Source organism: Brevundimonas sp. D3-1P, assembly GCF_055809335.1.
Genome location: NZ_CM147908.1, coordinates 2,930,353 through 2,951,696 on the forward strand (window position 1 = coordinate 2,930,353; position 21,344 = coordinate 2,951,696).

General features: G+C 70.0%; 22 protein-coding genes. 17 read left to right on the forward strand and 5 right to left on the reverse strand.

Annotated elements, in window-relative coordinates:
- Positions 1-2: 2 nt before the first annotated feature.
- Both AC0L6G_RS14825 and AC0L6G_RS14830 read right to left on the reverse strand, forming a co-directional pair.
- On the reverse strand, positions 3-770 hold the full coding sequence (locus AC0L6G_RS14825; protein WP_293825186.1) for an ABC transporter permease: 768 nt from the start codon (positions 768-770) through the stop codon (positions 3-5).
- The gene (locus AC0L6G_RS14830) at positions 767-1,699 is read right to left on the reverse strand and encodes an ABC transporter ATP-binding protein (RefSeq protein ID WP_293825188.1); all 933 of its coding nucleotides are present in this window, start codon (positions 1,697-1,699) and stop codon (positions 767-769) included. The genes AC0L6G_RS14825 and AC0L6G_RS14830 overlap by 4 nt, the downstream gene beginning before the upstream one ends.
- A 158-nt stretch (positions 1,700-1,857) precedes the next feature.
- On the opposite strand from AC0L6G_RS14830, the gene AC0L6G_RS14835 reads away from it, so the two are divergent.
- From AC0L6G_RS14835 to AC0L6G_RS14895, 13 genes are all read left to right on the forward strand, one after another.
- On the forward strand, positions 1,858-3,213 hold the full coding sequence (locus AC0L6G_RS14835; protein ID WP_473252542.1) for a hypothetical protein: 1,356 nt from the start codon (positions 1,858-1,860) through the stop codon (positions 3,211-3,213).
- Positions 3,214-3,264: 51 nt separating this feature from the next.
- Positions 3,265-4,098: a c-type cytochrome biogenesis protein CcmI gene (ccmI, locus tag AC0L6G_RS14840; protein ID WP_473252543.1), complete on the forward strand. Its 834-nt coding sequence runs from the start codon at positions 3,265-3,267 to the stop codon at positions 4,096-4,098.
- Between the two features lie 58 nt (positions 4,099-4,156).
- Complete coding sequence (ccmE, locus tag AC0L6G_RS14845) at positions 4,157-4,654, forward strand: cytochrome c maturation protein CcmE (RefSeq protein ID WP_291538074.1); 498 nt, start codon at positions 4,157-4,159, stop codon at positions 4,652-4,654.
- On the forward strand, positions 4,651-6,639 hold the full coding sequence (locus AC0L6G_RS14850; protein ID WP_293825193.1) for a heme lyase CcmF/NrfE family subunit: 1,989 nt from the start codon (positions 4,651-4,653) through the stop codon (positions 6,637-6,639). The genes ccmE and AC0L6G_RS14850 overlap by 4 nt, the downstream gene beginning before the upstream one ends.
- The gene (locus AC0L6G_RS14855) at positions 6,636-7,142 is read left to right on the forward strand and encodes a cytochrome c-type biogenesis protein (RefSeq protein WP_293825195.1); all 507 of its coding nucleotides are present in this window, start codon (positions 6,636-6,638) and stop codon (positions 7,140-7,142) included. The genes AC0L6G_RS14850 and AC0L6G_RS14855 overlap by 4 nt, the downstream gene beginning before the upstream one ends.
- Before the next feature lie 108 nt (positions 7,143-7,250).
- On the forward strand, positions 7,251-8,783 hold the full coding sequence (locus tag AC0L6G_RS14860; protein ID WP_473252544.1) for a Do family serine endopeptidase: 1,533 nt from the start codon (positions 7,251-7,253) through the stop codon (positions 8,781-8,783).
- Positions 8,784-8,865: 82 nt separating this feature from the next.
- A complete protein-coding gene (locus AC0L6G_RS14865) occupies positions 8,866-9,537 on the forward strand; it encodes a response regulator transcription factor (protein WP_291538065.1) in 672 nt (223 codons plus the stop codon).
- A gap of 149 nt (positions 9,538-9,686) precedes the next feature.
- Entirely contained in the window at positions 9,687-11,105 is a 1,419-nt protein-coding gene (locus AC0L6G_RS14870) for a sensor histidine kinase (RefSeq protein WP_293825199.1), read from the forward strand.
- 135 nt (positions 11,106-11,240) lie between these two features.
- Entirely contained in the window at positions 11,241-14,153 is a 2,913-nt protein-coding gene (locus AC0L6G_RS14875; protein WP_293825201.1) for a bifunctional [glutamine synthetase] adenylyltransferase/[glutamine synthetase]-adenylyl-L-tyrosine phosphorylase, read from the forward strand.
- A gap of 57 nt (positions 14,154-14,210) precedes the next feature.
- Positions 14,211-14,840, forward strand: a complete 630-nt coding sequence (locus tag AC0L6G_RS14880; protein WP_293825203.1) for an EF-hand domain-containing protein — start codon at positions 14,211-14,213, stop codon at positions 14,838-14,840.
- Positions 14,841-14,906: 66 nt separating this feature from the next.
- On the forward strand, positions 14,907-15,479 hold the full coding sequence (locus tag AC0L6G_RS14885; RefSeq protein ID WP_293825205.1) for an RNA polymerase sigma factor: 573 nt from the start codon (positions 14,907-14,909) through the stop codon (positions 15,477-15,479).
- Positions 15,476-15,883, forward strand: a complete 408-nt coding sequence (locus AC0L6G_RS14890) for a hypothetical protein (protein WP_473252547.1) — start codon at positions 15,476-15,478, stop codon at positions 15,881-15,883. Before AC0L6G_RS14885 ends, AC0L6G_RS14890 begins: the two co-directional genes overlap by 4 nt.
- Entirely contained in the window at positions 15,880-16,413 is a 534-nt protein-coding gene (locus AC0L6G_RS14895) for a periplasmic heavy metal sensor (protein ID WP_293825209.1), read from the forward strand. The genes AC0L6G_RS14890 and AC0L6G_RS14895 overlap by 4 nt, the downstream gene beginning before the upstream one ends.
- 3 nt (positions 16,414-16,416) lie before the next feature.
- On the opposite strand, the gene AC0L6G_RS14900 is transcribed toward AC0L6G_RS14895, so the two are convergent.
- A complete protein-coding gene (locus AC0L6G_RS14900) occupies positions 16,417-17,097 on the reverse strand; it encodes a bifunctional 4-hydroxy-2-oxoglutarate aldolase/2-dehydro-3-deoxy-phosphogluconate aldolase (RefSeq protein ID WP_293825211.1) in 681 nt (226 codons plus the stop codon).
- 225 nt (positions 17,098-17,322) lie between these two features.
- Between AC0L6G_RS14900 and AC0L6G_RS14905 the strand changes: the two genes are divergently transcribed.
- From AC0L6G_RS14905 to AC0L6G_RS14920, 4 genes are all read left to right on the forward strand, one after another.
- The gene (locus tag AC0L6G_RS14905) at positions 17,323-17,835 is read left to right on the forward strand and encodes a GNAT family N-acetyltransferase (protein ID WP_293825213.1); all 513 of its coding nucleotides are present in this window, start codon (positions 17,323-17,325) and stop codon (positions 17,833-17,835) included.
- A gap of 72 nt (positions 17,836-17,907) precedes the next feature.
- Positions 17,908-18,165: an Lrp/AsnC ligand binding domain-containing protein gene (locus AC0L6G_RS14910; protein WP_269220611.1), complete on the forward strand. Its 258-nt coding sequence runs from the start codon at positions 17,908-17,910 to the stop codon at positions 18,163-18,165.
- Between the two features lie 69 nt (positions 18,166-18,234).
- On the forward strand, positions 18,235-19,530 hold the full coding sequence (hmgA, locus tag AC0L6G_RS14915; protein WP_293825215.1) for a homogentisate 1,2-dioxygenase: 1,296 nt from the start codon (positions 18,235-18,237) through the stop codon (positions 19,528-19,530).
- A complete protein-coding gene (locus AC0L6G_RS14920) occupies positions 19,527-19,892 on the forward strand; it encodes a hypothetical protein (RefSeq protein WP_293825217.1) in 366 nt (121 codons plus the stop codon). Before hmgA ends, AC0L6G_RS14920 begins: the two co-directional genes overlap by 4 nt.
- 60 nt (positions 19,893-19,952) lie before the next feature.
- Here AC0L6G_RS14920 and AC0L6G_RS14925 read toward each other — a convergent pair whose 3' ends face one another.
- Positions 19,953-20,258: a hypothetical protein gene (locus AC0L6G_RS14925; RefSeq protein ID WP_293825218.1), complete on the reverse strand. Its 306-nt coding sequence runs from the start codon at positions 20,256-20,258 to the stop codon at positions 19,953-19,955.
- A gap of 92 nt (positions 20,259-20,350) precedes the next feature.
- Positions 20,351-21,337 carry a glucokinase gene (glk, locus tag AC0L6G_RS14930; protein WP_293825220.1) on the reverse strand — a complete coding sequence of 329 codons (987 nt, stop codon included), beginning with the start codon at positions 21,335-21,337 and terminating at the stop codon, positions 20,351-20,353.
- Positions 21,338-21,344 lie beyond the last annotated feature (7 nt).

Below are 21,344 nucleotides of genomic sequence, written 5' to 3' on the forward strand. Positions count from 1 at the left end.
GCTCAGTTCTTGAGCCGATAGCCGGTCTTGAACATCCACATGACGATGGCCAGGCAGACGGCGAAGAAGCCCAGGGTCGCCGCCACGCTGATCCCGACCGCCACGTCCCCCTGGCCGTAGAAGGCCCAGCGGAAGCCAGAGATCAGATAGACCACCGGGTTGAACAGGGTCACGGCGCGCCACCCCTCCGGCAGCATGTCGATGGAATAGAAGGCCCCGCCCAGAAAGGTCAGGGGGGTCACGATCAGCATCGGGATCATCTGAAGCTGTTCGAACCCGTCGGCCCAGACGCCGATGATGAAGCCGAACAGGCTGAACGTCACCGAGATCAGGACCAAAAAGGCCATCATCCAGACCGGATGCAGAATCTGCAGCGGCACGAAGAAGGCCGCCGTGGCCAGGATGATCAGGCCCAGCACCGCCGACTTGGTCGCCGCCGCCCCGACATAGGCCAGCACGATCTCCAGCGACGACACCGGGGCCGACAATATCTCGTAGATCGTCCCCGTGAACTTGGGGAAGTAGATGCCGAAGGAGGCGTTGAAGATCGACTGGGTGAACAGGCTGAGCATGATCAGACCCGGCACGATGAAGGCGCCGTAGGGCACGCCGCCGACTTCCTGCATCCGGCTGCCGATCGCGCCGCCGAAGACGACGAAATACAGGGCGGTGGTGATGACCGGGGTGACGATGCTCTGCCAGATGGTGCGCAGCGACCGCGCCATCTCGAAACGATAGATGGCCCAGACCCCATAGGCGTTGAAGGTCATGCGGCGGCTCCGTTGGTGTGGACCAGGCTGACGAAGATGTCTTCCAGCGAGCTCTGGCGGGTGTTCAGATCCTTGAACCCGATGTTCAGCCCCTCGAGCCGGCGGATCAGCGACGGCACGCCCGTATCGTCGGCGTTGGCGTCGAAACTGTATTCCAGCTCGCCCCCGTCGGATTTCAGCGTCAGGTCCCAATCGGCCAGTTCGACGGGCAGGGCGGCCAGCGGCTCGACCAGGTTAAGGGTCAGGGTCTTCCTGCCCAGCGTCTTCATCAGGGCGGTCTTTTCCTCGACCAGGATCAGTTCGCCCTTCAGGATCACCCCGATGCGATCGGCCATCTCCTCGGCCTCTTCGATATAGTGGGTGGTCAAGATGATGGTGACGCCGCGTTCGCGCAGTCTCCTGACCATCGCCCACATGTCGCGGCGCAGTTCGACGTCCACCCCGGCCGTGGGTTCGTCCAGGAACAGGATGTCCGGCTCGTGGCTCAGCGCCTTGGCGATCATCACCCGACGCTTCATTCCGCCCGACAGGGTGCGCAGCTTGGCGTCGCGCTTGTCCCACAGCGACAGGTCGCGCAGCAGGCGTTCGATGAAGGCCGGATTCGGCGCCTTGCCGAACAAACCCCGGCTGAAGGTGACGGTGGCCATGACCGTCTCGAAGGCGTCGGTGGTCAGTTCCTGCGGCACCAGGCCGATCTTGGTGCGGGCGGCGCGGAAGTCGGACTGGATGTCGTGACCGTCGGCGACCACCGTGCCCGTCGAGGGGGTGACGATGCCGCAGATGATGGAGATCAGGGTGGTCTTGCCCGCCCCGTTCGGACCCAGAAGGGCGAAGATTTCACCCTTCTCGATGCTCAGGTCGATGCGCTTCAACGCCTGGAGCCCGGACTTGTAGGTCTTGGTCAGGCCGTCGATCTTGATAACGGGCATAAAGGCTCCTGGCGTGGCGGGCGCCAAGGCGCGTCGCCGGGCGTGGCGGCAATATGGCGCGCCCTGACCGTCGCTCAAGGGGCAGGCGCGCCCGCCAAGCCGTTGTTAACCCGAATGGCGCACCCTGACGGTCTGTATTTCATCGACGGGAGCTTCGCGTGTCGTCCCTGTCCCCCGCCCACCGCGCCGCCCTGAAGGCGGTCGTCGAGGCCTGTCTCGATGCGTCGCTGGCGCAGCTGGGCGGGGCGGTGGCGGCGCTGCAGGGCGACAAGGCGTCGGAACTGGCCGTCATCGTGGGCGACGAAGCGCGCGACCGCGCCCGACGCGCCACCGCCTTCGCGCCGCTGACGCCGCTGTTTCGGCCCCGCGCCGATGGCGTGCCGGCCCTGACCTTTCCGCCGGCGGTGCTGAAGCGCGTATGGCGCGAGGCGGTGATCGGGGAAGAGGCATTCCTGCCGCTGCTGGACGGGGCCGGCGCCGCGGACGGCGAATGGACCCTGGCGGCGGACCGGCTGTGCGCGCGGGCCGCGGCGGTGCTGCGCGATCGCCCGCGCGATGTCTGGCCCGACTTTCAGCGCCCGCCAGAGGGGGCGCCGCCTTGCACCCCGTCCGAACTGGCGGGCTGTTTCGACCTGACGCCCCTGGCGCGCACGGCTCTGCCGCGCCTGTCGGTCTGGCTGGAGCGGCCCGACGACAATCAACTGGCCGGGCTGCGGCTGCTGATCCAGGACAGTCTGGCCGTGTCGCCCGACGGTGGGCGGCGGATGATCGACATCCTGTTCGCCCATGTGGCGGACGCCGAGCGGATGCTGCGGGTGGTGACGCGCACCAGCCGTTTGGCCGACCGCGAGGTGACGCTGAGCCATTCGGAGATGGGCGTCTTCGTCGAACGGCTGCTGGCCTCGGTCCAGGCGCGGGTGCGGCAGGTGGCGGCCCTTCGGTCGTCCCTGGCCGAGGACGCCATGCGGACGGTTGTCGAACAGGTCGGCTGGTGCGCCGGCGTCCTGGCCGAGATGGACATGACCCTGCAGATCCGGCCCGATTCCAGCTGGGGCAAGACGGCGCGGATGGCGCGGGTGCAGGTCTCGGGCCAGTTGTCGGGCCTGATGAAGTCGACGGCGGCGGCGGTGCAGGCCGCCCTGCCGATGAAACGGCGCACCATCGCCGGCCGCATGACCCGGATGTGCCCGTGGCTGGAGGCGCCGGCGGAGGGCGAGCCGATCGAGGCGGCGGCGGCCCTGCTGGCGGCGGTGTCGGCCCTGCGCGGCGCGGCTGTCACCTTCGGCTGCGAGGCGGACCGGGCGGCGCTGAAGACCGAGATGACCGACTATCTGTCCGCCTGGGCCAACGAGGCGCTGGACGGGGTGGCGGACGGCGAGGTCGACGATCCCGACCATGCGCTGCGGCTGGTCGGGATCGCGGCGCGGTTCCTGACGACGATCGAGGCGCTGGAGGCGGCGCGCGCGATCCGGCGGCGGGCGGCGACGGCGGAAACGGCCCTGCTGCCGCAATGAGGGCCGAAGGAGCGTCTCGCCCGACGCTCGTTGTTCGGCTAGACCCTGATCATGATCGCCTTCTGGATGATGACGGGACTGGCGGCGGCCCTGGCCGCTCTGTTGGTGCTGGCCGGCGCGCGGCGCGGCGCCGAACCGGCGTCGGGCGTGGAGACGCAAGCCGGCGCGCGCGAGATCGAGGCGCTGGATCGGCTGAAGGCGCGCGGCCTGCTGGACGACGACGCCCATGCCTCGGCGCGGGCCGAGGCGGGACGCCGGCTGTTGGCCACGGCCGCGACGACGGCGCCCGTGGCGGGCGCCAGGGACAGGCTGTGGGTGCTGGCCGGGATCGGCGTCACGGTGGCCGGCGCCCTGGGCCTCTATGTCGCGACAGGAACGCCCGGCCTGCCGGATCAGGCCTATGAGCGGCGGGTCGACGCCTGGTCCGCCGATCTGGAGGGACTGGCCCCGACGCAGCTGGCGGCGGTCGCCGCCCGCGTCGCCCGGGAACGGCCGGGCGATCGCCAGGCCCTGGCCATGCTGGGCGCCGCGCGCTTCGCCGCCGACCATCCGCTGGGGGCGGCCTCGGCCTTTCGCCGGCTGATCGACCTCGATCCCAAGGACGCCCAGGCCTGGGCGCGGCTAGGCGAAAGCCTGGTCGTGGCCAATGACAACCAGATCGGCGGGGACGCCGAGGCGGCCTTTCGCCAGGCGCTGACCCTGGACCCCGGCCAACTGGGGGCGCGCTTCTTTTTGGGCGAGGCGGCGCTGCGACGCGGCGACCGGGCGGCGGCGCGCGGCCTGTGGGCGCCCCTGATCGCGGCGCTCGATCCCGCCGATCCGCGTCGCCAGGACCTGGAGCGCCGCCTGCCCGAGGCGAGGCCGCCCAAAGGCATGGCTCAATGACGCATTGGTCGTGTGGGGCCGCGAGGCTATACGCCGTCGAACCTCGAAGGTCCGTCGCATGAGCTGGCTGCCCAAATCGCCGAAGGCGCGCCGTCGCCTGTGGGTCGTCGCCGCCGTGGCGCCGATCCTGGCGCTGGCCGTCGGCCTGTCGCTGTGGGCCATGCAGGACAGCGTGACCTTCTTCTATTCCCCGTCAGAGGCCACCGCCGAAAAGGCGCCGGAGGGACGCAACATCCGTCTGGGAGGGCTGGTCGAGGTCGGCAGCGTGCACAGGTCGGGCGACGGCGTCGTGGCCTTTTCCGTCACCGACAACGTCGGCGCGACCCGCGTCGTCTATCACGGCGACCTGCCCGACCTGTTCCGCGAGGGGCAGGGGATCGTGGCCCAGGGGGCGTTCGGCCCGGACCGCACCTTCCACGCCAGCCAGGTCCTGGCCAAGCACGACGAGAACTATATGCCGCGCGAGGTGGCCGACCGAATCAAGGCCAAGGGCGAGTGGCGGCCGGATGCGGCGTCGGCCGATGCGCCGGCTTCGGCCAAGACCCTTCCCCTATGATCGCCGAGTTCGGGGCCTTCGCCCTGGCCCTGGCGCTGGCGCTGTCCCTTCTGCAGACGGGTCTGTCGGCGGCGGGGCGGATGCGGCGCAGCCCGGTTCTGGCCGGGGCGGCGCAAGGGGCGGCCCTGGCGGCGGCGGCGGCGGTCGCCCTGTCGTTCGCGGCCCTGGTCCACGCCTTCGTCGTGTCCGACTTCTCGGTCTCGAACGTGGCGGCCAACAGCCACACCGACAAGCCGATGCTGTACAAGGTCGCCGGCGCCTGGGGCAGCCACGAAGGCTCGCTTCTGCTGTGGTGCCTGGTGCTGACGGCGTTCGGCGGCGCGCTGGCGCGGGCGCGGGGCCTGCCGTTCGGGCTGAAGGCCTCGGCCGTGGCGGCGCAGGGGGCGCTGGGATCGCTGTTCCTGGCCTTCGCCGTCTTCACCTCCAGCCCCTTCGTCCGCCTGGATCCCGCGCCTTTCCAGGGCGCGTCGCTGAACCCGCTGCTGCAAGACCCGGCCCTGGCCGTGCATCCGCCGCTGCTCTATGCGGGTTATGTCGGTTTCTCGGTCTGTTTCTCCCTGGCGGTCGCGGCCCTGATCGAGGGGCGGGCGCAGACGGCCTTCTGGCCCGCGTGGGGGCGCTGGGTCCGGCCCTGGGCCCTGGCCAGCTGGGCCTTTCTGACCGTCGGCATCGCCCTGGGGTCGTTCTGGGCCTATTACGAGCTGGGCTGGGGCGGCTGGTGGTTCTGGGACCCGGTCGAGAACGCCAGCTTCATGCCCTGGCTGGCGGGGGCCGCCCTGCTGCACAGCGCGGTCGTCACCGAGCGGCGCGGGGCGTTGGCGGGATGGACGGTGTTCCTCGCGCTCTTGGCCTTCACCTTCTCCATGCTGGGGGCGTTTCTGGTGCGTTCGGGCGTGTTGACCTCCGTCCACGCCTTCGCCGTCGATCCTCAGCGGGGGATGATGCTGCTGGCGATCCTGGGCGTCGCGGCCGGGGCCGCCTTCGCCCTGTTCGCCTGGCGCGCGCCCCAGCTGAAGGGCGGCGGGGTGTTCGCGCCCGTAAGCCGGGAAGGCGCCCTGGTGCTGAACAATCTGTTCCTGACGGCGGCGGCGGCGACGGTCCTGCTGGGCACCCTTTATCCGCTGATCCTGGAGGCGGCGTCCGGCGCGACCATCTCGGTCGGCCCGCCCTATTTCGCCGCCACCTTCACGCCCTTGATGATGGTCGCCTTCCTGATTCTGCCGGCCGGACCGCTGCTGGCGTGGAAGCGCGGCGATCTGGCGGGCGCGATGCAGCGGCTGGCCGCAGCGGGCGGGGTCGCCATCCTGTCGGCGCTGGCCGCCTACGCCCTGTGGGAGCCGAGAAAGGCGCTGGCCGCGCTGGGGATCGGCGTCGGGGTCTGGCTGATCGCAGGGTCGCTGGCCGAGGTCGCGGAGCGCATCCGCCTGTTCCGCGCCGCCGTCGCCGAGACCTGGCGGCGGGCCAGGGGGCTGCCGCTGGGCGCCTGGGGCATGACCCTGGCGCATCTGGGACTGGGGATCTTCATCCTGGGCGCGGTGGTCGAGACCGGCTTCAAGGCCGAGGCGGCGCGGTCGCTGATGCTGGGGCAGAGCCTGTCGGCCGGGCCATGGACCGTGACGCTGGACGACGTGCGAGTGGTCGAGGGGCCGAACTATCTGGCCGAACAGGGGCGGTTGACGGTGCGGCCGAGCGATGACCGGGGGCGGGCGACCACGGTCACGGCCGAGCGTCGCTTCTTTCCGGCCGGCGGCCAGACCACCACCGAGGTCGGGCTGGATTTCCGGGGCCTGGACGACGTCTATGTGGTGATCGGCGAGCGGGCGGGCGGTCCCGATCGGCCCGCCTGGGTCGTTCGCCTGTACTGGAATCCCTGGGCGCGGCTGATCTTCCTGGGGCCGGCGATCATGGCCCTGGGCGGCGTGCTGTCGCTGATGGACCGACGCCTGCGCCTGGGCGTGGGCCAAAGACGGCGCGAGGCGGCATGAGGCGTCTGGCCGTCCTCTTGGCCGCGCCGGTCCTGGCGCTGATGCTGACGGCCGCCGAACCGCCCGCCGCGCCCGACCGCCCCCTGCCTGACGCAGTCCAGGAGGCCCGCGCCCAGGCCCTGTTCAAGGACGTGCGCTGCGTGGTCTGCCAGCACGAGGCCATCGCCGACAGCCCCGCCGGCGTCGCCGGGGACATGCGCCGCCTGATCCGCGAGGAGATCGCCGCCGGCGCCACCGATCAGGCGGTGCGCGACGATCTGGTGCGCCGGTTCGGCGACTATGTGCTGTTCACCCCGCCGGTGCGGGCGGGAACCTGGCTGTTGTGGTTCGGGCCGTTCGCCCTGGTGCTGCTGGCCGGGGGCGCCTTGCTGCTGCGCGCGCGACGCAAGCCGGCCGAAACGCCCGGCCTGACGCCCGACGAGGCGCGGCGGCTGGACGAAGTCCTGCGAAATGAGAAGCGTCGCCGCGATCCTGACGCAACCTCGCCTCACGACGGGCTTTAGTCGGGACCAACCATCGAACGTCGGCATTGGCGCAAACGCCCTCCAGCCTATATCAATCGCGAAACCGGCGCCCGCCTGGCGTCGGACAAGAGGATCGCAAGGACCACGATGCTGAAGCGCAAGGAGTTCATTCTCGGGGCCGCGGCCGGCCTGACCCTGGCGGCGGCGGCGACCGCCGGCGGCGTGATCAACTGGCCCGGCGCGCACGCCGAACCCCAGGCGGTCAACCGCATCACCCCCGTCCCGGCCAATGGCGACAGCTTCACCCCGCCGCCCGGCGCGCCCAACAGCTTCGCCACTATCTTCGAACAGGTGGCGCCCGCCGTCGTCCAGATCGACGTGACGGTCAAGGTCGACCAGCCCCAGGGCGGCGCCTTCACCATTCCCGGCCTGCCGTTCCAGTTCGTGCCCCCGCAAGGCCGCGGCGGCCAGGGCGACGAACCGCAGACGACGCAAGGGGCCGGCTCGGGCTTCTTCATCTCGCAGGACGGCTTCATCGTCACCAACAACCACGTCGTCGCCGACGCGACCGAGATCAAGGTGAAGATGTCGGACGGCCGCGAACTGCCGGCCCGCCTGATCGGCCGCGATCCGGGCACCGACCTGGCCGTGATCAAAGTCGAGGGCAACGACTTCAAATACGTCAGCTTCGAAGAGACGGCCCAGCCGCGCGTCGGCGACTGGGTCATCGCCATCGGCAACCCCTTCGGCCTGGGCGGCACCGCCACGGCGGGCATCGTCTCGGCCAAGGCCCGCGACATCGATCCGTCGGGGTACAACGACTACATCCAGATCGACGCGGCCATCAACCGGGGCAACTCGGGCGGCCCGACCTTCGACATCTACGGCCGCGTCATCGGCGTGAACTCGGCCATCTATTCCCCCACCGGAGGGTCGGTCGGCATCGGCTTCGCCATCCCGGCGGAGACGGCCAAAAACGTTACGACGCGCCTGATGCAGGGGCAGACGATCGAGCGCGGCTATGTCGGCGTCGGCATCCAGGACATTCCACCAGGCACGGTGGGGGCGTTGGCGCTTCCTGCCGACACCAAGGGCGCCTATGTCGGAGAGGTGACGCCCGACGGACCGGCGCAGAGGGCCGGCGTGCAGGTCGGCGACATCGTCGTACAGGTCAACGGCCGCAATATCGACGGTTCGACCGAACTGCGCCGAATGGTCGCCGCGACCGAAGCCGGACAGACTGTGCGCTTCACCGTGATCCGCGATGGCCGTCGTCAGGAGATCAACATCCGCGCGGCCAAGCGTCCATCGGACGAGGAATTGAACGCCGCAACGGGTGGAGACGACCCTCAAAAAACGCCTCAGGGACCAGTCGCCAATACCACGGTCGAAGGTATGAAGGTTGCGCCGGTCAATGCGGCGACGCGGCGTCAATATAATCTGCCTGCCGATATTCAGGGCGTCGTGGTGACGGAGACGGTTCCGGGGTCCAAGGCCGCGCAACTGGGTATTCCGGCCGGCGTGGTGATCCTGAGAGCCAACAACCAAATACTGTCCGGGCCGGCCGATCTGGAGCGGGCCATAGCTGCGGCCCGCTCGGCGGGACGTCCGGGCGTTCTGCTTCTGGTTCGGACGCCGCAGGGCAATCGTTCGGTCGTTCTTGAACTGCCGAAGAACTGATCGGCATTCTGACCAAGCCTTAACTCGTCAATCGCCGCCGATGCGCTAACATCGGCGGCGATTTTGATTCCGGGAGGGGTTCATGCGGATTCTGGTGGTCGAGGACGACGCCGAGGCGGCGACCGCCATGGTGCGGGGCCTGTCCGAGGCGGGACACGAAGTGACCCATGCGGTCGACGGCGCCTTCGGCCTGCTGGAATCGCAGAAGGGCGGCTACGACGTCTATGTGGTCGATCGGATGATGCCGCGCCTGGACGGCGTCGGCATGGTCGAGACGGTGCGCAAGGGCGGCGATCAGACGCCGGTCCTGTTCCTGTCGGCCCTGGGCGAGGTCGAGGATCGGGTGACGGGCCTGAAGGCCGGGGCCGACGACTATCTGGTGAAGCCCTACGCCTTCGCCGAACTGATCGCGCGGGTCGAGGCCCTGGCGCGCCGCCGCGAGACGGGCGGGGTTCAGACCGTGCTGAAGGTCGGCGACCTGGAGATGAATCTGATCGCCCGCACCGTGCATCGCGGAACGACCGAGATCGACCTACAGCCGCGCGAGTTCCAATTGCTGGAGTTCCTGATGCGCCACGCCGGCCAGTCGGTGACGCGCACCATGTTGCTTGAGAAGGTGTGGGAATACCATTTCGACCCCCAGACCAACGTCATCGACGTCCACATCAGCCGCCTGCGCTCCAAGATCGACAAGGGCTTCGACAAGGCCATGCTGCAAACCGTGCGCGGCGCGGGGTATCGGCTGGAGGCGTAGGTTTCGGAGTGGCGAGTGGTTAGTGGCGAGCGGCGAGGATGACAGAGGGTGACGAGCGAGCGGCGATTCACGGCCAGCCGCCGGTGACGCCTCTGCCTGTCCTTGCGCTTGCTCGCCACTCGCCGCTCGCCACTCGCTGCTAAAACCTCATGCGCCTTCCCTCCGTCCTTCGCCGCACGCCGTTTCGGTTGACGCTGCTGTTCCTGGCGCTGTTCGTGGCGGCGGCGGGGGCGATCCTGGCCTATGTCTATTTCGCCTCGGCGTCCGAAGCGCAGGGGCGGGCCAGGGCGGATGTGGAGGGCGAACTGGGCGCCCTGACCGCCATCCACCGCACGCGTGGCATAGACGCCCTGAACCAGGCCCTGGTCGAGCGCACGGTTCGCGGCGGGCCTTATCTGTATCTGCTGACCGGGCCGGACGGGAAGATCGTCACCGGCAATCTGTCGGTCATGCCCTTCGACCTGGAGGCGCCGCCCCAGGCGGGGCGGGGGGAGTGGAGCACCTTTCGCCTGACCAGCACCGACGCCGAGGGGCGGGTGCAGAACCGCCGCTCCATCGGCGTGATCCTGCCGCTCGCGGGGGGCGACACCCTGTTCGTGGGCGAGGACATCGGCGGGATCGAGGCCTATCTGGCGCGCCTGACCCAGGCGCTGTGGGGCGCGATGGCCCTGGTCATCCTGCTGGGCCTGGCGGGCGGGCTCTACATCAGCCGGCGGGTGGAGCAGTCGATGGCCGGGCTGAACCGGGTCGTCTCGGCCGTGCAGGAAGGCGATCTGAAGGTGCGCGCGCCCGTGCGCAACACCGGCGACGAACTGGACGAACTGGGCCAGGGGCTGAACACCATGCTGGACCGGCTGGAGGCGTCGATGGCTTCGATCCGTCACGCCGGCGACGCCATCGCCCACGACCTGCGCTCGCCCCTGACGCGGATGCGGGCCAAGCTGGAGGTGGCCCTGATCGACGCCGAGGCGGGCAAGATCGACGGGGTCGACGCCCTGGGCGTCGCCCTGGACGAGGCGGATCACCTGTTGAAGACCTTCAACACCGTCCTGGCCATCGCCCGGCTGCAGGCGGGCGGCGCCCCCGATCCGAAAACGATCGACGCCGCCGATCTGGCCGCCGATATGGCCGAGCTTTACGAACCCGCCGCCGAGGACAAGGCCATCGACTTCTCGGCCGAGATCGAAAAGGGGCTGATGATCGAGGGCAATCAGCCCTTCCTGGCCCAGGCCCTGGCCAATCTGATCGACAACGCCATCAAATACACCCCCGCCGGCGGTGCGGTGAAGTTGCGCGCGCGCAGGCGCGCCTCGGGCGAGATCGAATATTCCGTCACCGACACCGGGCCGGGCGTGCCGGAGGAAGACCGCGAACGGGTGGTCCAGCGGTTCGTGCGCCTGGACAACAGCCGCACCGAGCCGGGATCGGGCCTGGGCCTGTCGCTGGTGACGGCGGTGGCCGAGGCGCATGGCGGCCGCGTCGTTCTCGACGAGGGGCCGGGCGCCTATGGCGATTTCGGGCCGGGGCTGCGGGTGGCCCTGGTGCTGCCGCCGGCCGTGCAGAACTGACGGTTCCGCTCATCCCGGCGAAAGGCGGGACCCCGTTCTTCGGGGGCGGGCTTGTGTCGAGCGCGGTCGTGGTCCAACGCATTGCCGGGTGAAAGCACTGGGTCCCGGCTTTCGCCGGGATGAGCGGATAATTGAATGCCCATTCAGCCCCTCTTCGAAACCCTGGCGCCCCCAGGCCCGGTCGCGAACCCCGCCGCCGCCGACCGTCTGCGCGAAACCCTGATCGAGGCCGCCGACGCCGACGGTTGGGCCGATGTCCTGAACGCGTCCTGGCCCGCCCTGGCCCCGGTCGCGGGCGCTTCGCCCTATCTGGCTGGGCTGATGCGCCGCCGCCCTGTCCATCTGCGCCGCCTGCTGGAGGCCGATCCGGGCGAGAGCCTGTCCCGGATCGTGCGTGAGACCGATGCGCTGGACGGCGATCCCGAGGCGGTGCGGGCCCCCTTGCGGGTGCTGAAGGCCGATCTGCATCTGCTGACGGCTCTGTCCGACCTGGGGGGCGTATGGGATCTGGATCAGGTCACGGCGGCGTTGTCGGCCTTCGCCGACGTCGCCTGCCGCGCGGCGCTGCGCGCCGTCGCCGCCGAACAGAGGCGACGCGGCCGGCTAGTCTCGCCGCCCGACGATTCGCGCGGACCCGTCCCCGGCCTGTTCGGCATCGCCATGGGCAAGCACGGCGCCAACGAGCTGAACTATTCCTCCGACATCGACATCTCCCTGTTCTTCGAGCCGCGCCTGACGACCCTGGCCCTGGCCGAAGGGGTCGAGACGCAGGACTTCGCCAACCGGGTCGGCAAGGGGATCGCCACCCTGCTGAGCGAACGGACAGCCGACGGCTATGTCTTTCGCGTCGATCTGAGGCTGCGGCCCGACCCGTCCTCCACCCCGCCCGTGGTCGCCGCGCCGATGGCGCTGGCCTATTACGAGAGCGTGGGCCAGAACTGGGAGCGGGCGGCCTTCATCAAGGCGCGGCCGGTGCTGGGCGACCTGCGCGCGGCGGGGCGATTCCTGAAGGCCTTGGTCCCTTTCGTCTGGCGGCGCAGCCTGGACTACGCCGCCGTGCTGGACATCCAGTCGATCAAGAAACAGATCCACGTCCACAAGACGGGCGAAGGGCTGCAGGCGGCCGGCGCCAATCTGAAACTGGGTCGGGGCGGCATCCGCGAGATCGAATTCTACGCCCAGACCCAGCAGCTGATCCTGGCCGGCCGCGATCCGGCGCTGAGAACGCCCCGCACGATCCAGGCGCTGCACGCCCTGGCCGCCGCCGGCCACATCCCGCAGGCCGTGGCCGAGGAACTGTCGGCCGCCTATGTCGAACTGCGCGGGCTGGAGCACCGGGTGCAGATGCTGGACGACGAACAGACCCACCGCCTGCCCGAGGACGCCGGGCGCCGCGCCGCCGTCGCCGCCCTGGCGGGCCAGTCCGATCTGGCCGCATTCGACGCCCGGGTCGAGGCCCTGCTGGTGCGCGTCAACGCCCGTTACGGCGAATTGTTCGAGGGCGGCGAAGACCTGGATTCCCGCTACGGCAGCCTGGTCTTCACCGGCGTCGAGAACGATCCCGAGACGCTGGAGACCCTGCGGCGAATGGGCTTTTCGGAGCCGGCGTCGGTCGCCGATGCGATTCGCTCCTGGCATCACGGCCGCATCCCCGCGACCCGCACCGAACGGGGCCGCGAACTTTTCACCCGCCTGGCGCCGCGCCTGCTGGAGGCGGTGGCGCGATCCGGCGCGCCCGACGCGGCCTTTCGCCGGTTCGCCGTCTTCTTCTCGGGCCTGGCGGCGGGGGTGCAGGTCCAGGCCCTGTTCCTGAACCAGCCCAAACTGTTCGAGATGGTCGTGGGCGTCATGGCCTTCGCCCCGCGCCTGGCCCGCACCCTGGGGCGTCAGCCGGCGGCGCTGGACGGGGTGCTGGACGCCCGTTTCCTGGTCGACCTTTCGGAAGAGACCAGCCTGACCGAACAGATGCTGCGCGAGGCCGGCGAGACCGAGGATTTCGAGGGGGCCATGAACGCCGTGCGCCGCCTGCACCGCGAACAGATGTTCCGCATCGGCATCCACGCCCTGACCGGCCGTGCAGGGCCGGAGGCGGCCGGTCGGGCCTACGCCGCCCTGGCCGACGCCGCCATGCGGACCCTGTCTCCGGCGGCCCTGGAGGAGACGGCGCGGGTGGGCGGCGACTTTCCCGGCGCGGTCGCGGTCGTGGCCCTGGGCAAGGCCGGATCGCGCGAAATGACCGCCGGGTCCGACCTGGACCTGATGACCCTCTACGAGGCGCCGGCCGAGGCGACCTCGAGCCTTAAGGACTGGACGGCCGACGTCTTCTACGCCCGCTTCACCCAGCGACTGATCGCGGCCCTGTCGGCCCACACGGCCGAAGGCGGGCTGTACGAGGTCGATATGCGGCTGCGTCCCACGGGTTCGAAGGGGCCGGTGTCGGTGCGGCTGTCGGGCTTCGAAGCCTATTACGCCAGGGAGGCGGAGACGTGGGAGTTCATGGTCCTGACCCGCGCCCGCGTCGTCTGGGCCAGCGACCCTGCGTTCGGCGACCGCGTCTCGGCGGCCATCGAGGCGGCCCTGCGCAGGCCGCGACCGGGTGTCGACATCGCCGCCGACGTCCGCAAGATGCGCGCCCTGATGGATCGCGAGCGGCGGCCGCACGGATTCTGGGATCTGAAGCTGTCGCCGGGCGGCCAGGTGGACGCCGAGTTCGCCGCCCAGTATCGCCAGCTTCAGGCCGCCGTCGCCGGTCAGCCCCTGACCCTTTCGACCCTAGAGGCGCTGCACGACGATCCGGTTCTGGCCGAGGCGTGGCGGGTGCAGCAGCGGCTGGCCCATCTGCTGGCCGCCGCCTTCGAGGACCGGGTCGATCCCGAGACGGAGCCGTCGGTGTTCCAGCTGCGTCTGGCCGAGGCGGCGGGCGCGCCTGATTTCGAGACGCTGAAGACGGAGCTGACCGACCTGCGGGCGCGGGCGCGTCGGGCCTTCGAACGGGCGGTTCCATCGGGCCGCGACGGAGAATCCTCCGACCCGCGTTCAATCTCCTGACAGGGCGATGCACGGGCGATGCACAGGGCGCGCAAGCGACCCAAGGAGATTATCGAGATGAGAAAGAGCTTTCTGACCGGCCTGGGCGCCATCGCCTTGGCCGCCCTCGCCGGCGCCGCCACGGCCCAGGTTCCAGCCGCACAGGCTCCGACGATCGGCGCCGCGCCGAGCCCGGCGCGGCATGCCGCGGATCGGCCGATCACCCGCGCCCAGTTCGTCGATGCGCGCGTGGCCCGGCTGACCGCCCTGGACGCCGATCGCGACGGCGCGGTCAGCGTCGAGGAACGCCGGGCGGCGATCCAGGCCAAGCGCGCCGAACACGCCAACGACCGCTTCGCCAAGCTGGACGCCGACGGCGACGGCTCCATCAGCCGCGCCGAGTTCGACGCCGGCCACGCCGTTCGCCCGGAGCGCGGGCCGCGCGGCGAACGCGCGGGCCACCGGGCAGGCCTGCGTCACGCCATGCCCGATCAGGGCGGCTCCGGCCGCAAGGGACGCGAGCGGGGTCCCGTGACGATCTCCGAGGTCGCGGCCAGGCTGGGCGAGCGGTTCGACAGGCTGGACGCCGACCGGGACGGCGTGATCACCGCCGATGAACGCCGGGCCGCCATGACCGCCCGTCGTGCGGAACGGCAGGCCGCGCGTCCGGCGCCGCAAGTCGCTTCCCCGGCTCCGGCTTCGGAGTAAGAACGGTGTCGGGGTCGGCCGTCGTGGACGAATCGGTCCCTTTCGTCAGCAGCGGAAGAGGCGGGCTTGGTCGCGATCGTCGACCCCGACGAGGATCTGGTGCGCCGCGTGGGTCAGGGGGACCCGGCGGCGTCGCAGGCGTTGGTCGCGCTGAAGCTGCCGCGCATTCACGCCCTGGCGCAACGGATGCTGGGCGACGCGACAGAGGCCGAGGACGTGGCGCAGGAAACCCTGTTGCGCGCCTGGAGGCAGGCGCCGAAATGGGCGCCGGGCCGGGCGCGGTTCGACACTTGGCTGCACCGGGTGGCCTTGAACCTCTGCTACGACCGGCTGAGACGGCGGCGCGAAATCCCGACCGAGGCCCCGCCGGATCGACCGGACGACGGGCCGGGGCCGGATCGGGGGCTTTTGGCCGCCGAGACCGGGGCGCGGGTGGCGCAGGCGCTGAGACAGCTGCCGGATCGCCAGCGCGAGGCCATCGTGCTGTGCCACTATCAGGAGCTGTCCAATATCGAGGCGGCCGCGCTGATGGAGATCAGCGTCGAGGCCCTGGAGAGTTTGTTGTCGCGCGGTCGCCGCGCATTGCGTCAGACGCTGTCGGACATGGCGCCGGGCGCGCGCAAGGGAGATAGAGGATGAAGGCGGAACGGTTGCAGGCTCTGGCGGACGTCTATGGGGCGGACCTGCGTCGCTGGCCGGCGGACCAGCGCGCCTTCGCCGAAAGTCTTTTAGCCGCCGATCCGTCTCTGCGGGCCGTGCTGGACGAGGCCGCGACGCTGGACGCCCTGCTGGACGCGGCGCCGACGACGGCGCCCTCTGCGGCGCTGATTGAGCGGGTTCTTGCGGCGGCGCCGAAACCCCGGATGCGCGGACGCTGGCGTCAGGCGGTCTGGTATCTGGGCGCGGGCTGGGCGGCTGCGGCCTGTGCGGGGGTGGTGGCCGGCGTCGGCCTGACCAGCCACCTGACGGCGGACGCGCGGGCGGATGCGGTGCTTTATCAGTCCTCCCTGACCGGGGTGGACGACACCGAGGTTGTGGGATGAGCGGACGGGCCTTGAAGATCGCCCTGGCCGTGTCGGTCGCGCTGAACCTGTTCGCCCTGGCCGGAGGCGTGACCTACGCCGTCAGCCGCGACAAGATCGAACGGCGGATCGAGGAGCAACGCCGGGGCGGCCGCGAAGGGCCGCTGGCCGAGGTGCTGGCGGGGCTGGACCCTGCGGTGCGCCAGCGCGTGCGCGCGTCCCTGCGTGAAACCGCCCTGTCGGCCCGTCCCGACTTCGAGGCGGCGCGGGCGGCGCGGCGCGAAGCCGTCGCCGTGGCCGGCCAGCCGACCCTGGACGCGCAGCGCGTCCAGACCCTGCTGGAGCAGTCGCGCGCCGCCGAGATGCGCGGCCGCCAGCGGCTGGAAACCGGGGCGGTCGCCCTGCTGGCCACCCTGACCCCCGAAGAGCGCAAGGCCCTGACGCCCCTGCTGCAACGCAAGGGGAGCGCCCGCCGCGACGCCGCGCGCCACGATGGCTCTGGGGCGCATCGACCGCAGACGGCCGCCCCGGACGACCGTCCCGCTGGCTGAGGCTCAGGCGGCTGTCGCGGCGCGGAAGGCGGCCACCGCGTCAACGGCCGCGCGCACCGAGATCTCGATGGCGGCCCAGTCGCCGGCCTTGACGGCCGCGTCCGTCACCAGTTTCGATCCCATGCCCGCCGCCACGATCCCGGCGCCGAACCATTTGGCGATGGAGGCTTCGTCGGGGTCGACGCCGCCCGTCGGCATGATCTTGACCCAGGGCATGGGGCCCTTGACCGCCTTGACGAAGTCCGGCCCGCCGACCGACGAACCGGGAAACAGTTTGACGATGTCGCAGCCCAGTTCGTGCGCCTCGCCGATGTCGGTCACGGAGCCGCAGCCGGGGAAATAGGCGACCATACGCCGGTTGCAGACCCTGGCCACGTCCGGGACCAGGCAGGGGCTGACGACGAAGCGCGCGCCCCGGTTCAGATAAAGCGCCGCCGTGCCGCTATCGACCACCGAGCCGATGCCCAGCACCACCTCGGGATCGGTCCTGATCAGTTCGCGATTGATCTCGCCGAACAGGTCGCAGGCGAAGTCGCCGCGATTGGTGAACTCGACCACCGGGGCCCCGCCGCGCGCGCAGGCGCGGATGACGTTCAGGCTGACCTCGGGGTCCGGGTGATAGAAGACGGGGCACACGCCCTGGGTCTGGAGCGCCTGAAGCACGCTGACGCGATCATGGGCCATGTCTGTCTCCTGTGGTCCCGATGCGGCGGGAGCGTATGAGGCCGTCGAGCGGCCCGTCGGTTCCTGCTTATCCCAGGCCGTCGGCGATGCCAAAGCGCGCGGCCCCCGCTTCGCCGGCCTGGGATGGAACATATTGTTTCACCGGCGCGGACGCCGCCCGATCTTGATCGAAGTCAAGGCGCGAGGGCTGTGGACAGGCGATGGAGCGGCATGAAGGAGAACCCCATGACCCTGCTTGATCGCGAACAGCTCGTCACCCGCACCGGCCTGCGTCTGGACGTCCGCCCGGCGCGCAGCGAGGACGAGCGCGCCCTGGCCGCCTTCTTCGCCAAGGTGACGCCGGAGGACATGCGGTTCCGCTTCCTGTCCACCCTGAGAGCGCCGGGCCACGACCAACTCGTGGCCCTCATCGAGAAGCCGTCCGCAGATGGCGAAAGCCTGATCGCCTGGGGCGAGGACGGGGCCGTGGCGGCGACCGCCGTCCTGGCCGGCGACGCGGCGGGCGAAAGGGCCGAGGCGGCCATCCTGCTGCGCGGCGACCTGAAAGGGCAGGGAATCGGGTGGACCCTGCTGGAGCGGCTGGTCGCCGAAGCCCGGTCGCGCGGCTATTCTGTGATCGAGTCGCTGGAGGACCGCGCCAACCACGCCGCCCTGCAGGTCGAGAACGACATGGGCTTCCAGGTCGCGCCGGTCGAGGACGAACCGACCCTGGTCTGGGTCAGCAAGCGGCTGCACTGATCCCGTCGTCAGGCGTTTCGGAGGTGGTCGCCATCGGCTAGAAGGCGTCCGAACTTCAGGAAGGCCACGGCCATGATGACCGCCATCTTCGTCTTCATCAAATGCGAGCTGGGCTACGCCAACGATGTGGCGGCCGACATCGTGGACAATGTGGAGAATGTGTCGGAGGTCTATTCGACCTCGGGCCAACACGATCTGCTCGCCAAGTTCAACCTGCCGCGCGAGGCCGACATCGGGACCTTCGTGACCAAACAGGTCCAGACGCGCCCGCATGTGCGCGACACCTTCACCGTGATCACCTTCTCCCCCTTTCTGCCGTCCAAGGGCTGACCGCGCCCCTTGCGGCAGGTGACGCTGGCGCGTGCGGCGGCTAAACCGGGCGTCATAGGGAGACACGACATGACGCGATCCAACGCGCCCGCCTATATGACCGGCTTCGGCAATCATTTCGCGACCGAGGCCGCGCCCGGCGCCCTGCCGGCGGGTCAGAACTCGCCGCAGAAGACGCCGATGGGCCTCTATGCCGAACAGCTGTCGGGCACGGCTTTCACCGCCCCGCGGGCCGAGAACCGCAGAAGCTGGCTTTATCGTCTTCGCCCCTCGGCCCAGCACGGCCCCTATGTCGCCTTCGACCAGGCGCGCGTGCGGTCCGGCCCGTTCGACGAGACGCCGCCCAACCCCAACCGGATGCGCTGGGACCCGCTGCCGATCCCCGAAACCCCGACCGACTGGATCGAGGGACTGATTACCTATGGCGGAAACGGCGATCCCGACGCCGGGGCCGGGGCGGGCATACACCTTTATGTCGCCAATCGTTCGATGACCGACCGGGTCTTCTACGACGCCGACGGCGAACTGCTGATCGTGCCGCAGCAGGGGGCGCATCGTTTCGTGACCGAGATGGGCGTCGTCGAGGCCGAACCGGGTCACATCGTCCTGATCCCGCGCGGCGTCCGCTTCCGCGTCGAGGTGGAAGGACCTGTGCGGGGCTATGTCTGCGAGAATTACGGCGGGCCGTTCCGCCTGCCCGACCTGGGGCCTATCGGGTCGAACGGCCTGGCCAATCCGCGCGATTTCGAGACCCCGGTCGCGGCCTATGAGGACCTGGACCGCCCGACCCAGTGCATTCAGAAATACGGCGGCCGTCTGTGGGTCACGACCTTCGACCACAGCCCGCTGGACGTCGTCGCCTGGCACGGCAATCTGGCGCCCTGCCGCTACGACACGGCGCGGTTCAATACGATCAACACGGTCAGCTACGACCATCCCGATCCGTCGATCTTCACCGTCCTGACCAGCCCGTCCGAAACGCCGGGCACGGCCAATATCGACTTCGTCATCTTCCCGCCGCGGTGGATGGTGGCCGAACACACCTTCCGGCCGCCCTGGTTCCATCGGAACGTCATGAGCGAGTTCATGGGGCTGGTCACGGGCGCCTATGACGCCAAGGCGGGCGGTTTCGCGCCGGGCGGGGCGTCGCTGCACAATCGCATGAGCGGCCATGGTCCCGACCAGGCCAGCTACGAGGCCGCGATCAAGGCCGAGTTGAAGCCGCACAAGATCGAAGACACCCTGGCCTTCATGTTCGAGACGCGCGCGCCGATCCGCATCACGAAATGGGCGTCGGACTCATCGCAGATGCAGCTGGACTACGACGACGTCTGGTCGGGCTTCGCCAAAGGGCAGGTTTCATGATCCGCATTTTCCTCATCGCCGCCGTCGCCATCCTGGCGGCCGCCTGCACGCCGCAGACCACGACGGGGGCCGGATCGGACGCCCCTCTGCAGAGCGCCGAGGCCGCGGCCTGCGCGACGCGCGGGGGCGTCATGAAACAGGTCGGGCGGATGCAGGTCTGGCGGTGCGTGACCCGCTACGCCGACGCCGGCAACCGTTGCACCGACGGCGATCAGTGCCAGGGCGATTGCCGCGTCGAGGGCAATGCGGGGATCGCTGCGGGAACGGCGTCCGCCGGCGTGTGCCAGGCGACCAGCGACCGCTTCGGCTGTCACGCCACGGTCACGGACGGCAAGGTCGGCCCGACCCTCTGCATCGACTGACGGCCGGATGCGAAAAAGCCCCCGTCGCGAACGACAGGGGCCGGATCATCCGTGGACGGATTAGTGGGTCGACGGCGTGTTCGACGTGGTCATGCCGCCGTCGGCGTTGCCGCCCTGCTGCTCGACCTGGTCGGCCTTGCGGTCGGCGTTCTTCTCGACTTGGTCGGCCTGGGCGTTCAGCGCATCAGTCTGAGCCTGGGTCGGGGCGGTCGCGGCCTGGGCCTCCAGCTGGTCGGCGTGGGCTTCGCCCGTGGCCTCGATGGCGTCGGCGCGCTTCTCGGCGGCCTTGTCGGCGGCGCTTTCGCCGCAGGCGGCGACGCCCGACAGCACGAACAGCGACGCGGCGGCGATGGCGAACTTTTTCATCTGGGTTTCCTCTCTATGGTGGAGACGAGAAAACGTCACGGCGACGGTTCGGTTCACGCCGCCGTGAGATTACGTGATCGCCGGGGCGGACTTCAGCCCTCCGCCTCGGCGAAGGCGACCCGCGCTGCGCCCAGCAGGGCGGCGTGTTTGTGCATGATCACCTTGGTCGGAATCTCGGACATATAGGCCTTGAAGCGGCCCTTGCGCTCGAACCGCTGGCGGAAGGGGCTGGCCTTGATGAAGGGCAGGATGCGCGGAACGATGCCGCCGGCGATATAGACGCCCCCGCGCGCGCCGGTGGTCAGGGCGATGTCGCCGGCCACGGCGCCCAGTATGGCGCAGAACCGGGCCAGGGTCGCACCGCACGGACTGTTCGGATCGGCCATCGCCGTCTGGGTGATCTGGGCCGGATCGTCGATGTGGGTCTCGCGCCCGTCGATCTCGGCCAGGGCGCGGTGCATGTTCAGCAGGCCGGGACCGCAGATCAGCCGTTCGATGGAAACGCGGTCGTAGCGGCGGCGCAGGATGCGCAGGATCTCGTCCTCGACCGGATCGCCAGGCGGAAAACAGGCGTGCCCGCCCTCGGACGGCATGGCCATCTCCCGGCCATGGGCGTCGCGGACCAGGGCCGAGACCCCGAAGCCGGTGCCGGGGCCCAGCACCGCGACCGTCGAATGCGGATCGCCGTCGATCGGACCGCCCAGGCTTTCCAACTGGTCTTCCGGCACGATGGGCGCGCCCCAGGCCAGGGCCTCGAAATCGTTGATCAGCTTGACCGGCTTGAGGCCCAGGGTCTGAAGCTCGCTCTCCGACACCTGCCAGGGCGAGTTGGTCAGGTCGATGGCGCCGTCGGTGACGGGGCCGGCCACGGCGATCACGCCGCCGGTCGGCTTGACCTCGCAGCCGTCGATGAAGGCGGCGACCCCTTCCAGGAAGGTGGGATAGGTCTCGGCCGGGAAGCTTTCGTGGTGGTCCAGCACGGGCCTGCCGTCCACCATCCGGGCCACGGCGAAACGGGCGTTGGTGCCGCCGACGTCCCCGACAAGCTGGGGGCCGACGAGAAGGGTCTTGTCGTTCATGAAGCGT